The sequence below is a fragment of the Pontibacter litorisediminis genome, from assembly GCF_029360645.1.
GTDB lineage: Bacteria > Bacteroidota > Bacteroidia > Cytophagales > Hymenobacteraceae > Pontibacter > Pontibacter litorisediminis.
On the sequence record NZ_JARDUA010000006.1, the window covers coordinates 257,738 to 270,903 of the forward strand.

Here is a 13,166-nt window from a genome sequence, read left to right on the forward strand (position 1 = left end):
ATAGTTTTTTGCTTATGCAGAAAGTACGTTCCTAAGCGCTACATAGTCTATAAAGTATAGCAGTTTCACTGAGAAATTATTGTTCTGCGGCACGGCAAAGGTGTTGGAGAGGTTATCGAAGTAGCGGTTCTCCACCTGGTTTGCTCTGTCTTCGATAAAGTTCTTCCAGACCACGCGCAGCTCGCTGCCCGGGGCAAAGCGCCAGCTGTATACCAGGTCCATGGTAAAGGTGTTGTAGTTGATGTCGTGTATGGCAGCGGTATGAATTTCCTGCTCCGCTGAGGTTGGCTGCAGCAGTCCTTTCCTCGTCAGCTCAAAAAACTCCTTGTATGCCGCCCTGGACCAGTAGTGGCGCATGTTCAGCGTCAGGCCGGAGCGCTCGTTAAAGATGTAGGCGCTGCTGATGGTGGTGCTCAACGTGGTAAGGGTGCGGTCGCCGAAGAGGGTGTGCTTTTGCTGCTGCGCGTCCTCATACTTGCCGGCATAGCCAATGTTGCGCTTGTCTATGCTGTAGCTGTTGCCGTTCGCAATAGAAAACTTATCGTTTATGCGGAAGCGCGGCGAGAGGCTGAACGACCAGCTGTTCTGGTCGTAGCGGCGGGAGCGCCAGAAGTTGGTGCTGGCATCCAGGGCAAAGCGCCTGCGGTAATCGCTGCTGAAGCCGATGTTGGAGCTGACAGCCGGGGGCTGCACAAACACCTGCGGAAAAGCACGCGCCTCAAAGTAGTTGTACCGCTCGCCGGGGCGCACGCTCACGCCTCCCCAAAGGCTGTTAAAGTTACGGAAACGCACACTGGAGCTGGCGTTAAAATCCATGGCGATGAACTTGCTGGGGGCATAAAGCATGCTGTGGCCCACGCTGAAGCTGTTGTTCCAGGACAGGAACTTCCAGACCGGCTGGTAAAAGTTGTAGCTGACGCTGGCGCTGGTGTATATTTCGTTGTTGTTGCTCAGAAAGCCCAGGTCGTTGATGTCATACGTGTCAGACTCCACGCTGTGGCTGATGCCGTAGCGCAGGTTGCCGCTGATCTTACTCAGGTTCACCGAGTACTGGTGCCCCAGCTTCACGCCGTTCTCCTCGTCCTTCCCATACTGCTGGCTCAGGTTGCCGCCGGTGGTCAGGGCGAACATGTTGTTCTTATCGGCAAAGCGCATGCGCAGGCCGGTTACGTTGGCGTCGTAGAAGCCGCTGGCGCGGGTAACGTTGGTGTTGGTAAAGGTTACGTAGGAGTTGCGCGGCAGTGTCTGGTCCAGCACAAACACGTTGTAATTGGTAAACGGGTCGGTGAGTACCTCGCGGGTGTTGCCCAGGGAGTCCTGCACGGTGGCGTAAGTGTTACCGGTAAAGGCGTTGAACAAACCGATGCCCAGCCCGCGGCGCGTGCGGCCCGATATTTTGGCGGCGTTCAGCAGCTGCGTCTCTGCCGGGTTGCGGGTGATTTCCTCACCATCCCTTAACTGCTCCTCCACCAGGTCACGTCCCACCGGGCGGGCGCCGATGCGGCGGGAGTAGAACAAGCCTGCCTTGTTGAAGAGCTCGGTGCCCTCGGTGAAAAACTGGCGGTTCTCGCTATACTTCACCTCAAAGGGCCCCAGGTTCAGCACCTGGTTATCCGACTGCGTTTGCCCAAAATCAGGGATCAGGGTCACGTCCAGCGTAAAAGCATCGTTGATGCCGTACTTCACGTCCATGCCACCGTTAACGGAGTGGGTAAGGTCTTTGGCCTCGCTCTCGTCATCCTGGTTGGTGTAGTGGTTCACGTAACCCGATACGTAAGGCATAAACTGCAGCCGCACCGGCGACTTCACTCCTTCAATGCCGATCACGCGGCCGGCCTGGTTGATGAGGCCGCTTACCGAATTGTCTACATGGCTCCAGAAGGATTTCTCGCGGTTGCGGCGGATCACGCGCATGTAGTTCACGCCCCAGGTCTGCACCTCGGCCTCCGGAAAGCGGATGGCGCTGTAAGGTATGCGCATCTCCACGGTCCAGCCCTGGTCGTGGGTTTTTACGCTGCTCTCCCACACGGCATCCCAGTTCCAGTCCTCGCTCCCCTGCGAGTGCTTGACATCGGTTTGCACACCGGCTGCGGACACCAGGAAGGCGAAGGCGTTCTGCTTGTCGTTGTACGTATCGAGGTACACCCCAAACATATCGGAGTTATTCTCGCCGGAGTCGCGCTGGCCCAATTGGGTAAGCACTGAGTCGGGGGCGGTGTCATAAAGTATGGCCCCGATGTACACGGCATCGTTGTCGTAGAGCATGTATACTTCCGTCTCCTGGGAGGAGGGCCTGCCGTTGAGCGGGTCGTAGCGGTAGAAGTTGCGGGCAGGCTGTACCTGGTGCCATACCTCAGGCTCCAGGTCTCCGTCCAGCACGGGGGCCACCTGTGTGCGGGTTACCTTGGTGGTTTTGCTGGCTTTGCTCTTTTCTGTTTCTGTGTCGTTGTTTCCGTGGGCCTGTGCTCCTCCTGCGCACAGGCCAAGTATTAGCGCGAAAGGTAAAAGTCTAGTAAGCATACGTCAGGGCCGCACCTGGTCAGGGCGCGACAGGTTTTAAAAGTGAGAACGTCAGGTTATGTAGTATATAGGGCGTATGCGGGTGGCGGAGAGGCGGGTGTTAGCTTTTCCGCAGCCGTATACTGTCAGGTTCAATGGTAATTTTGCCGGCCTTGTACAGGCCGCCTATGGCGCGCTTAAAGGTTTTCTTGCTCATGCCCAGCGTCTGGTAAATATCCTCTGGCGAGCTGCTGTCGGAGAGGGGCATCCAGCCGCTGCCCTGCTGCAGCAGGCGCAGGATCTTGTCGGCAGCCTCGTCCTTCTCCTCCAACTGGTTCACGCCCGGCTTCCGCAGGGTCACGTCGATCTTGTTGTCCGGGCGGATCTGCTTGATATAGCCGGTGGCCTTGTCGCCGATGCGCAGGTCCTGGAATACCTCATTTTTATAAAGGATGCCCATGTAGGCGCTGTTGATGATAACCTTGATGCCGATGTCGGTGAGGCCGGCCACCAGCAGCTGTACCTCGTCGCCTTCGTTTAGTTGGATATCCTCATTGTGCAGGTACTTGCCAAGCTTGGAAGTGGCTACCACGCGGTCGGAGCTCTCATCCAGGTATACATACACGCAGTACTTGCGGCCTACCTGCATCTTGTTCTTCTGGTTGTTGAGCGGCACCAACAAATCCTTCTCCAGTCCCCAATCCAAAAACGCGCCGAAAGGGGTAACATCGGTACAGGTGAGGCCGGCAAACTCATTTACAGTAGCATAGGGCTCCAGGGTAGTGGCAATCATGCGGTCCTCGGAGTCGCGGTACACAAACACGCGCAGCCTGTCGCCCACTTTTGCGCCTTCCGGCAGGTACTTGCCCGGCAGCAGAATGTCTCCGTCGTCTGAGGAGAGGTACACGCCAAAGTCCACTTCACGCGCTATCTCCAGCTCGTTGTAATTACCTAAATCTACCATGTTCTATTGCTTACGGGGTGAATGGGGCAGAGGCTGTACTCCCCTTACAAATCTACTAAAAAGCAGGCGGGCTTGAAAGTTGCAACAACAGATATTAGGAATAAAGTATGCTTGTTGTTGATAAGTCTACGTTTGAGCAGGGTGTTTTATGAATTAAGGGATGAAGCAGGCATTGTGAATACTTGGCTATACTTTTATACTTCCCGCTTCTGGCGCAAGTCTTCAGACTTGTGTCCTGCTGTGGTGTCGAGTCTCTGACTCGACTGGCTTAGGAAAGCCAACTTTATACTTAGGCTATACTTTTATACTTGGTTCTTACTTTCGCTGGCGCAAGCATCCGCCTGTGTCTTTTTATACTTGAGTTATACCTTTTATACTTGCTGGCTTATACTTCCATGAGCCGCCGCTTCCTGCATTTTGACACAAGCTATCCTTGTTAGCTGCCGCTGATCCTCTAGTTCCCACAAACCTACTGTTGCATTTCATACTTTGGTGCTCTCCAGCCCGAGAGGGCTCGTCCTCGGGCATCGCGCTGTGTACATTTCCTTTGCTGTCGCAATGCCGCCAAGGCGGCACCGTAAATCTACAAGGCGCTCAACCCAAGGACTGGAAATCGGTTCGATAGCCACAGCTTTTTTGTCATCTCGAGTGAAATGAGAGATCTCTTTAGAATTTCGGATAGATCTCTCCCAAAGGTCGAGATGACAGGGAAAGGAGTAAGTATGGCTCCCCTCCTTGGATAAGGAGGGGCAGGGGTGGTTGGACCAGGTGCTACAGAATTCCCCTCTTGGGAGGGGTTAGGGGTGGGTTTATACTTGTAGGGACAGGTCGCGACCTGTCCGCGCAACGGCAACAACTATGAAACTTATACTTCAGCAGCAGCAGTTACACAGCTCCCTCTCCTGTTCTTAGGAGAGGGCCGGGGTGAGGTGAATACATGCCAGGAGTTTACCACCTCCTGCTTCAGGGTAAAGGCTACAAGTATAAAGTATAAAGTATAAACCCCGACAGCTCTCGCCATCGGGGTTTATACTTTATACTTGTTCGTGCCATGTTAAGCCTTCGCTTTCTTTTTAGATTTTGATTTAGACTCCTCTGCCTCGCCATCCTCCAGGATATCACCAGGCAGGTGCACCAGGCCGATTGAAAGGCTGTCTTCGCCCAGGAAGTGCTCAATGTGGTGGCAGCGGTCTTCCGTCTTCAGCAGAATGCCCTCCAGTAGCGATTTGGTGGCAAAGTCTTCCAGCTCAAAAGCTTTCTTGATAGACTTGCGCAGCTCCACGGCAATGGTCTTCTCATCGTCCATGTCTTTGTTTAGCATCTCCCGGATGCGGAACTCGCCTTCTTCCTCGTGCTCCAGGTAAGCAATCTTCAGTTGGTTTGCCGGGTGGCAGGTAGGGCAGTAGCCCATTACGGTCAGGCGCTCGGCAATGGCGTCGTACTGTTCGTGTATCTCGTTGTAGTGCTCCTCAAAGAACAGGTGCAGGTCGCGGAACTGCGGGCCCTCCACCAGCCAGTGGTGCTTGTGGTATTGGTGGTATAGTACAATAAAGGAAGCCAGGTGGCGGTCTAGTTCTTTGGCCATGGCCGTAGCCGTCTCTTTCGTCAGTCCTACCGGGTTGCCTTCGTATTCGTTCTTCTCTCTTACTTTTTTCATAGTCAATATATGCGTTTCGTTTTAGGGTTACTTCCCTATAAACAGGTAAAGAGACCAAAAAGATACATGCAGGTTAGTGAAACTCGGCCACGCCGGGGCGGTCGAACTGGAAGTTGCGGAAGTCGTAGAACGGCGCCGAGGACTCGTACAGCCTGAAATCGCGCATGTTGCTGTTGGGCGGGAGCTGCGGATAGTAGCCCAACGTTATTTGTATCGTGCTGAAAGAAGTAAATTCGTTTCTGACCCTAAACCCAAGGCCAAAGCTGCTGTAAGGCTTCTCCTGGAAAGGCGAGCTTTGGTTGCCGTAGGAGAGCCAGGCCAGGTCAGCGTAGAGAAAAGTGGCGAAGCGGAAGCCGAGCAGCGAGAGCGGCGTGTACAGGTTCGCCTCGTAGTTGATGGATGCCCGGCGCGTGCCCCGCACCAGGTCTGAGCGGAAGCCCCGGATACCGCTCTCGTTGTTAATAGAGAGCAGCTCCTCGGGGTAGCGGTTAATCCCGAACGTGCCCCGGCCCAGCAGCTTGTGGCGCAGCTTCCAGTCGCCCCACTCGGCCAGCCGTGTCATGTACAGCGCCTCCACGTCCAGCACCCCTTGCTCCCAGCGGTCGTCCCGGATAAAGGAGCCGTAGCCTACCCGGCTGTAAAGGTAGCCAAAGCTGGTGCCGTACCTGGCAAACGAGAGTGAGGTGCCAAAGTACTGCCTGTCTAACGTGGTGCCGTTCTGGTAGCCGCCAGTAAAGGAGAAGAGTGTGCCCACAGGAATGTCCTCAGTTCGGCCGAAGCCGAAGATGTAGCGGTCTTTATAGTACTTCCGGATGCTGTAGCCCACGCTGCCCAGCAGCAGCAGGTTGTCCTGGAAATTGCTGGTGGGCACTGTGTGGTAACTGGTGTTGATAGCACGTGCCCCAAGTATGATCCTGCCGCGTGGCTCATAGCCCAGCAGGTAGGTTTTGGGTTTCAGGGCCCGGCCCAGCCACACATCCTGGCGGGCGTAGCCTACATTGCCGAACCGGGCCACCGAGTCGTCGGGCTGCGCCGGCAGGAGAAGACGCTCATCGATCCAACTGGCTCCCACGGCCCCGGCATACTTGGTGTTGAGGGAGAAGAAGTCGCGGTGTAGGGAAAAGCTCTTCTCCTTATAGTAATTCTCATCTACATAAGCCACATCGGCTGATATGTAGGTTCTGCCGATGTTCTCGATCGCGTAATAGCCGGCAGCCTCCCAGGGGCGTGGCCGGTTCGGGTTAAACTTATAGGTGCCCTCTATCTGGTGCCCCTGCCCCAGGAAGTTAAGTTCCCGCAGGGTAATGCGCCCCCGGCCCGAGGAGGGGGAGTAGGAGCCCGAGCCACCCAGGCTGAAGATATCGCGGGTAATCACAAACACGTCCACGCTGTCGTTGGTGGTGGTTTCCTCGTTCACAATGATGCGGGCGTCCAGGATGTGGCGCGTCTGGCGCAGCAAACGCTCCGACTCGGCCAGAGCCAGCGGCTCCAGCGGTTCCATTTTCTGGAAGAGCAGCTTGTTGCGCACCTCCCCACGGCCCGTCTTGATGTGGAGGGAATTGCCCGCCTTTTCGAAGAAGTTCCGGGGCACGCGCGAGGTGTCGTTGATGGAGTAGCCGAAGGGGTCCAGGGTTATGATGTCGATGTGGCGCACTATTTTATAGCTGTGCAGCTCATACTCTTTCTGGATCAGTTCCGCATCCAGGCCATATTCCTCCTCCTCGCTCCTGTCAAAGTCCAGCAGCGCCTTTAGCAGCTTGCCCATGATGGTCTTCCGCTCCGACATCTGCTTTAGGTTCTGGATCATGCGCTCGTTGAATGTCTGGCGAACAGAGTCTTGCAGGGTGGGGTGCTGCTGCATTGCAGTGTCCTGCGGCTGCACCTGCGCTATTGCCCGGGGCATGCCCATGTAAAGCACCAGCAGGCATAGCAGGCACGCCAGCGAGAGCGGTTTACATATAGGGTGCAGGTAGGGCATAAGGCGTTTGGGCGAGTAGAAGGTGTACTTCAACCTCCTAATATAACGCTTTCTGCAGCCAGAAGTAGCGGCACGGGCTTATAAAATAGCTATAGAGGCATGTATGAGAGTATTTGGAAGGATACGTGTTCGTAGTTTTTGCTAATCATATTAGTTTATCAACAGCTGTAGATAAGCCTGTGGATAAATTGGTGCTAAAAATATTGGTTTATTGTTCCTTTTGCTCGTATCTTTAACCCGTTCAAAGCACAGAAGTACAGCGGTATGGAGAATAGGTTGATGGAGAAGCTAACTATTTTAGCAGATGCTGCCAAGTATGACGTATCCTGCTCCTCCAGCGGCGGGAAGCGCAAGAACGAGAACAAGGGCTTGGGCAATGCCGAGGGGATGGGAATCTGCCACAGCTACACAGAGGATGGCAGATGCGTATCGCTGCTGAAGGTCCTGCTCACTAACCATTGCATCTACGACTGCGCCTACTGCGTGACCCGCAGGAGCAACGATGTAAAACGCGCTGCCTTTACCGTGGAGGAAGTGGTGGACCTGACAATTAACTTTTACCGCCGCAACTACATTGAAGGGCTGTTCCTGAGCTCCGGGATATTCAAGAATGCCGATTATACCATGGAGCGGTTGGTGCGGGTGGCCAAAAAGCTGCGGCAGGAGCACAAGTTCAACGGCTATATCCACCTAAAGACCATACCCGGCGCCAGTGAGGAGCTGATAAAGGAGGCGGGGCTGTATGCCGACAGGCTGAGCGTGAACATAGAGCTGCCTTCTGAGGTGAGCCTGCAGCAACTGGCGCCGGAGAAGAACTACAAAGAGGTGCTGGAGCCAATGGGTAAGATCAAACAGCAACTGGTGCAGGCAAAGGAGGAGAAGAAGCTGTTTAAGGCGGCGCCGAGTTTTGCCCCGGCAGGGCAGAGCACGCAGCTGATCGTGGGAGCCTCTGCCGAGAATGACCACGAGATCCTGCAGCTCTCGAGCCAGTTGTACAAGGGCTATGGCCTAAAGCGGGTGTACTACTCAGGTTACGTGCCTATCAGCAGCGACAGCCGCCTGCCAATCATCACGGAGACGCCCATTATCCGGGAGAACCGCATTTACCAGGCCGACTGGCTGATGCGCTTCTATGGGTTTGAGGCGAAGGAGATTGTGGATGAGCAGCATCCGCACCTGGACCTGGACATAGACCCGAAGCTGGGTTGGGCGCTGCGCCACCGCCATGTATTTCCGGTGGAGGTGAACACGGCAGACTATGAGCTGATCCTGCGGGTGCCGGGCATCGGCATCAAGAGTGCGCAGAAAATCGTGTCGGCCAGAAGATTTACGCCGCTGAGCTTTGAGCACCTGCGGCAGATGGGGGTGGTGCTGAAACGGGCCAAGTACTTTATCACCTGCCAGACCAAAAGCCTGCAGCGCCAGGACTTCGAGTCAGAGCTGATACGGAGAAAGATACTGTTTGGCGAGGGGTCGGTGCGAAGTGCCCTGCTCACGCAGCAGCTGGACCTGTTTAAGCAAGTGGGGTAACCAATTAAAAGGGAAAGGGAAACGGCATGACAGAGCGAAAAAAGAAATCATCTATACCAAGTTATACTTCCAAATCTATCCAACCTAAGAAAGTGTTAGTCATGAGAAAGAACCAGAAAGTAGCCCGTGTATCGCTATACTGCAAACTGAACATGCTGGTGCCGCAGCTGCAGAGCCTCTCGGCCCGCGTGCAGGCCGAGGCGGCAGAAAAAGGCCGTAACGCAGGCAAGTAAGGCCTCCTTCGCCTCTAACTCCTATACATTAAATGCACTTTTATACTTACGACGGCACCTTCGAGGGACTGCTGACGGTGGTGTTCGAGGCGTTTGAGCGCAAAGCCTGGCCCACCAGCATTCAGCAGGAGCACCTGGCGCAGCCTAGTATGTTTGGGGAGCATATTGCGGTGGTAACCGATGAGGAGAAGGCCAGCCGGGTGTGGCAGGGGCTGCAGAAGAAGTTAAGTATAAATGCGCAGCAGGCGCTGTACCATACTTACCTATGGGAGCAGCCGGGCTTCGAGCAAACTATTTTCGACTACATCAAACTGGTTTTTAGCTCCCCGCAGAACATAGAAGGTAACTTTGCTGCCCCCTGTGTGCTGCAGGTGCAGCAGGCGGCTAAACAAGTTCACCGCGAGAAGCACCGCATGGAGGCGTTTGTCCGTTTCCAGAAAGCCGCAGACGGCCTGTTTTTTGCCGCCATCTCGCCAGACTTTAACGTGCTGCCGCTGATCGTGCGCCACTTTGAGAAGCGCTATGCCGACCAGCGCTGGGCCATTTACGACACAAGCCGCCTCTATGGCGCCTACTATGACCTTAGCCAGGTATCCTTGGTGAGCCTGGAACTGCCGCCGCACCAGCGACACACTTGCCTTACCCCGGAAATAAAGGATGCGGCTGAAGACAACTACCAGCAACTGTGGCAAGTGTATTTCGACAACGTGAACATTCCCGAGCGCAAGAACCCCCGGCTACACCTGCGCCACATCCCCAGGCGCTACTGGAAATACCTCTCCGAAAAGCAACCGCGGCAGCTCCAGCAGGCACAATAAGCAGCAAGGGCTGGCGTTGTACTAAAACAAGAGAAGGATTGTACTTGTTATGCAACCTTTTCCGGGTTTAATACGTTAATAGGTATATATATCATTTCAGTAGTAGTGCAGAGGAAGGTGTCTTAAAGCTGTTTACCGCTTTAGGAGCTGATCTGCGTAACCCCAAATTTTTGCACCAATGAATTCACGCGTACGAAAGAAACTCATTCAAGTAGCTCGCGGCAGAGCACATCTGATGTCTTTTCAGAACCTTATCTACGAAGCCGAACTAGGTCTAAATCTTGAGAATACTCACGAGAAGTCGCTGCTCTCCGAAGTGATCGACGAAATCTCGGAAAGAGAGTTTAAAGCAGGAAGGCCCCTGCTAAGCTCCCTTGTGCAGGTAAAAGGACAGAAGAACCAGGGGGATAGCTTTTTCAGGATGTGTGAGCGCCTGGGCTATGGCAACTGGAAAGAGCTGAAGAAGAACTCAAAGTTTATAGAAGAGCAGCGTGAGGCCTGTCGTGAATTTTGGTCTGATAAAAAGAATTTTACCCAATATTTATAGTAACACAAGTTATTGAACCCCTGCCTTGATAACAGCCCCGGCTGTATACAAAGCGGAGTGGCAGCCCTAGTTTACCTCTGGCTGCCACTCCGCTTTTTGTTTTGGGGCTGCTCATTTCCGCATGGGCCTGCCCAAGGCTCCTTCCCATCCGTAGTTTAGCTGGTATATAAAAGGAGAGATGCCTCGCATTTCAAGGGCTAAAGCACCAGTTCTGCCGTTATAGGCATAAGCTCCTCTTCCTGCTGCTCCCGGCCGGTACAAAGTCTGCCCATTCTCCTGATTTAAGAAACCAAGCCAGCGTAAGCGCCTTTTTGCGTATAGTGTCTGCGCGCACCGTGCTTACCCCTGCCTAGGCGCAAATACTTCCAAAGCTCTCGCAGGTATTGCAGCCTTGGCATATGCTGGAAAACAAGGCTAAGGCTTGTCCTATTGTTATGGCGCCATTACCAAACAGGGGCAAGGTGAGTGTAGCAGAAGTATACCCAAGGGCTGTGAAGTATGGCCTGCTCCAGCCGATAGTCTGCTTTCGTAGCTTTTTTGCGGTTACCTGCTGGTGCTGCACATTGCCTGGACGTAAGGGTATAACAAAGGAAGCACGGCCGGTACAGCACAAGTTTTCTCATAGCTTGCTGGCCTATCGCAAGTATGTTAAAGCACAGCAAGCCAATATAAAACAACCTGCTGCTTCAAAGGCCACTAAGGGAGTATCTGCAGAAGAAATTGTCAGAATATTATTTAATGCTTTTGTATATATAGTAGAATATGCTTTTCTTTATAGGAGATTTTAGCACAGGATTATCCTGTAATATTGCTATGTAGAGTGTGCTAGATGTCTGATGTTCAGGATGCATGCTCTTCTGGTTGCGCATTAAATACACTTATTTATAATTCCTTGCCTATGAAAGCAAATTTTACAAAACTGTTCCTGCTGGCCCTGATGTTGGCAGGCTTTTCCCACAACGCAGCTGCACAAGACTTTAAGTTCGGAAAAGTATCCGAAGAGGAGCTTAAAATGAGCGTGTACGACAAAGATACCGCTGCGGCTGCCGTTATATTGTCCGACTATGGCTTCTCCCGCTTTGAGTACATGGGGGAAATGAAAGTAGTGTTCGAGCGGCAGGTGCGCATCAAGATCTTCAAGAAGTCAGGCTACGATTGGGCTGATGTGGTGGTGCCTTATTACCAGAAAGGCACCGGCAAAGAGCGGGTGGGCTCCATAAAAGGGTACACCTTTAATCTGGAGGATGGTAAGATACAGAAGGACAAGCTGGAGGGGAGCAGCGTTTTTGATGAGAAGACCTCTGAGTACTGGTACGCCAAAAAGTTCACCATGCCCAACGTAAAGGAGGGCTCTGTGATCGATGTAAGCTACACGATTACCTCCGATTTTGTCTACACCCTCCGCGACTGGGAGTTCCAGCACAGCATCCCGGTGGTGCGGAGCGAGTACCGCGCCCGCATCCCCGAGTATTTCGACTACAAGTTCCTGATGCAGGGCTACCACGCCCTGTACAGCAACGAGAGTAACAAAGAGGCGGCTACCGGCTCCTCCAAGGCGTCGCCGGACATGCTGAACAATGCCTATGTATGGGTTATGAAGGATGTGCCGGCCCTGAAAGAGGAAAAATACATCACCACCGTTCGTGATTACCAGTCGAAGATCGAGTTTGAGTTGCAGCGCGTGCATTTCCCAGGCCAGGCCTCCCGCACTATGACCGGCGATTGGCAGAAAGTTACCTCAGACCTGATGACACAGGACAAGTTCGGTGTGCAGCTGAACCGCAGCGGGTTCTTTAAAGATCAGCTAGCCATTATCCAAAGCAAGTATAAAAGCCAGCCGGAGCAGCTAGCCGCCATATTTGATCTGGTGAAGAGCCGCATGAAGTGGAACGGCATCAACAGTACCTATGCCAACACCACCATTCGAAAAGCCTGGGACGAGCGTACCGGAAACGCCGCCGACATAAACCTGCTGCTTACCTCCATGCTGCTGGAGGCTGGGTTTGATGCTGCCCCCGTGCTGATCAGCACCCGGAACCATGGCCGCATCAACACCGCCATGTCGCCGATGGTAACAAAGTTCAACTACGTGATAGCGCACGTGAAAGTAGGGGAGACGGAGTACCTGCTGGATGCCACTGACCCGCTGGTGACCGTTGGCGTGCTGCCAACCCGCTGCCTGAACGGCCAGGGCCGCCTGATCAAGAAAGGAGCAGATCGTTGGGTAAGCCTTACACCGGCAACAAACTATTCCAAGCTTTTCAGCGCCACCCTAATAATGAATGGCGAAGGCGAGATAGTTGGCACTGGCCGCGAGTCGGCGGGTGGTTACGGTGCCATTAACCTGCGCCGGGCCATACTGGAGGAAGGCGAGGGCAAGTATACCGAGCGCCTTGCCAAGGAGGTAGGGGATTTCAAACTCACCAAGCCGGAGATCAAGAACCTGAATGACCTGGGCAGCTCGCTGGACATCACCTATAACATCAATGTGAACGGCAGCGGCCGCGCTCATGATATTATTTACCTGAACCCCATGCTGGGCCGCGGCGAGAAGGAGAACCCGTTCAAGCTGAACGAGCGCCTGTATCCGGTTGATTTTGGCACCCCAATAGATGAGACGTACATCTTCAGCTTTACCATCCCAGAAGGCTACGAGGTAGAGGAGGCCCCGCAAAGTATAGCGCTGAACCTGCCCGAGAGCGGCGGCCGCTTTATGTACATGGTGCAGCAGCAGGGCAACATGCTGCAGGTAATGAGCAAGCTCAGCATCAACAAGCCAGTGTTCTATGCAGAGGAGTATGCCAACCTGAAAGAGCTCTACAACCGCATTATTGCGAAGCATGCCGAGCAGGTCGTTCTAAAAAAGATAGCGGCAAAATAACCTATAGTATGGCTGCGAGGCGGCCTCTGCTGTGGCAATAAGCTCCGGCAGAGGTTGCC

Annotated in this window: 11 protein-coding genes; 6 read left to right on the forward strand and 5 right to left on the reverse strand. The window is 53.8% G+C overall.

Going from position 1 to position 13,166, the window contains the following annotated elements; all coding sequences use genetic code 11:
* Window positions 1-12: 12 nt before the first annotated feature.
* From PXG97_RS17270 to PXG97_RS17290, 5 genes are all read right to left on the reverse strand, one after another.
* Window positions 13-2,520, reverse strand: coding sequence for a DUF5916 domain-containing protein (locus tag PXG97_RS17270; protein ID WP_276499055.1), 2,508 nt, complete (start codon window positions 2,518-2,520; stop codon window positions 13-15).
* Window positions 2,521-2,620: 100 nt separating this feature from the next.
* Entirely contained in the window at window positions 2,621-3,463 is an 843-nt protein-coding gene (locus PXG97_RS17275; protein WP_276499056.1) for a CvfB family protein, read from the reverse strand.
* An 865-nt stretch (window positions 3,464-4,328) separates the two neighbouring features.
* Window positions 4,329-4,484, reverse strand: a complete 156-nt coding sequence (locus PXG97_RS17280) for a hypothetical protein (protein WP_276499057.1) — start codon at window positions 4,482-4,484, stop codon at window positions 4,329-4,331.
* 33 nt (window positions 4,485-4,517) lie between these two features.
* Window positions 4,518-5,120 (reverse strand): Dps family protein, encoded by a 603-nt coding sequence (locus PXG97_RS17285; RefSeq protein ID WP_276499058.1) that lies wholly within the window; start codon window positions 5,118-5,120, stop codon window positions 4,518-4,520.
* Between the two features lie 73 nt (window positions 5,121-5,193).
* Window positions 5,194-7,131: a hypothetical protein gene (locus tag PXG97_RS17290; protein ID WP_276499059.1), complete on the reverse strand. Its 1,938-nt coding sequence runs from the start codon at window positions 7,129-7,131 to the stop codon at window positions 5,194-5,196.
* 231 nt (window positions 7,132-7,362) lie between these two features.
* Here PXG97_RS17290 and PXG97_RS17295 point away from each other — a divergent pair, with 231 nt between their 5' ends.
* The 6 genes from PXG97_RS17295 (at window position 7,363) to PXG97_RS17320 (ending at window position 13,107) form a co-directional block, all read left to right on the forward strand.
* A complete protein-coding gene (locus PXG97_RS17295) occupies window positions 7,363-8,628 on the forward strand; it encodes a putative DNA modification/repair radical SAM protein (RefSeq protein WP_276499060.1) in 1,266 nt (421 codons plus the stop codon).
* 101 nt (window positions 8,629-8,729) lie between these two features.
* Entirely contained in the window at window positions 8,730-8,861 is a 132-nt protein-coding gene (locus PXG97_RS17300) for a hypothetical protein (RefSeq protein WP_276499061.1), read from the forward strand.
* A gap of 32 nt (window positions 8,862-8,893) precedes the next feature.
* Window positions 8,894-9,679: a TIGR03915 family putative DNA repair protein gene (locus tag PXG97_RS17305; RefSeq protein ID WP_276499062.1), complete on the forward strand. Its 786-nt coding sequence runs from the start codon at window positions 8,894-8,896 to the stop codon at window positions 9,677-9,679.
* Window positions 9,680-9,857: 178 nt separating this feature from the next.
* On the forward strand, window positions 9,858-10,226 hold the full coding sequence (locus tag PXG97_RS17310; RefSeq protein ID WP_276499063.1) for a hypothetical protein: 369 nt from the start codon (window positions 9,858-9,860) through the stop codon (window positions 10,224-10,226).
* A 398-nt stretch (window positions 10,227-10,624) separates the two neighbouring features.
* Window positions 10,625-11,014 (forward strand): hypothetical protein, encoded by a 390-nt coding sequence (locus PXG97_RS17315; RefSeq protein ID WP_276499064.1) that lies wholly within the window; start codon window positions 10,625-10,627, stop codon window positions 11,012-11,014.
* Between the two features lie 110 nt (window positions 11,015-11,124).
* Window positions 11,125-13,107: a DUF3857 domain-containing protein gene (locus PXG97_RS17320; RefSeq protein ID WP_276499065.1), complete on the forward strand. Its 1,983-nt coding sequence runs from the start codon at window positions 11,125-11,127 to the stop codon at window positions 13,105-13,107.
* Window positions 13,108-13,166 lie beyond the last annotated feature (59 nt).

Bases quoted from the DNA above. Each gene is read 5' to 3' on its own strand.
- PXG97_RS17270 (WP_276499055.1), bottom strand. From the start codon at position 2,520: ATGCTTACTAGACTTTTACCTTTCGCGCTAATACTTGGCCTGTGCGCA.
- PXG97_RS17275 (WP_276499056.1), bottom strand. From the start codon at position 3,463: ATGGTAGATTTAGGTAATTACAACGAGCTGGAGATAGCGCGTGAAGTG.
- PXG97_RS17280 (WP_276499057.1), bottom strand. From the start codon at position 4,484: ATGGCGAGAGCTGTCGGGGTTTATACTTTATACTTTATACTTGTAGCC.
- PXG97_RS17285 (WP_276499058.1), bottom strand. From the start codon at position 5,120: ATGAAAAAAGTAAGAGAGAAGAACGAATACGAAGGCAACCCGGTAGGA.
- PXG97_RS17295 (WP_276499060.1), top strand. From the start codon at position 7,363: ATGGAGAATAGGTTGATGGAGAAGCTAACTATTTTAGCAGATGCTGCC.
- PXG97_RS17300 (WP_276499061.1), top strand. From the start codon at position 8,730: ATGAGAAAGAACCAGAAAGTAGCCCGTGTATCGCTATACTGCAAACTG.
- PXG97_RS17305 (WP_276499062.1), top strand. From the start codon at position 8,894: ATGCACTTTTATACTTACGACGGCACCTTCGAGGGACTGCTGACGGTG.
- PXG97_RS17310 (WP_276499063.1), top strand. From the start codon at position 9,858: ATGAATTCACGCGTACGAAAGAAACTCATTCAAGTAGCTCGCGGCAGA.
- PXG97_RS17315 (WP_276499064.1), top strand. From the start codon at position 10,625: ATGCTGGAAAACAAGGCTAAGGCTTGTCCTATTGTTATGGCGCCATTA.
- PXG97_RS17320 (WP_276499065.1), top strand. From the start codon at position 11,125: ATGAAAGCAAATTTTACAAAACTGTTCCTGCTGGCCCTGATGTTGGCA.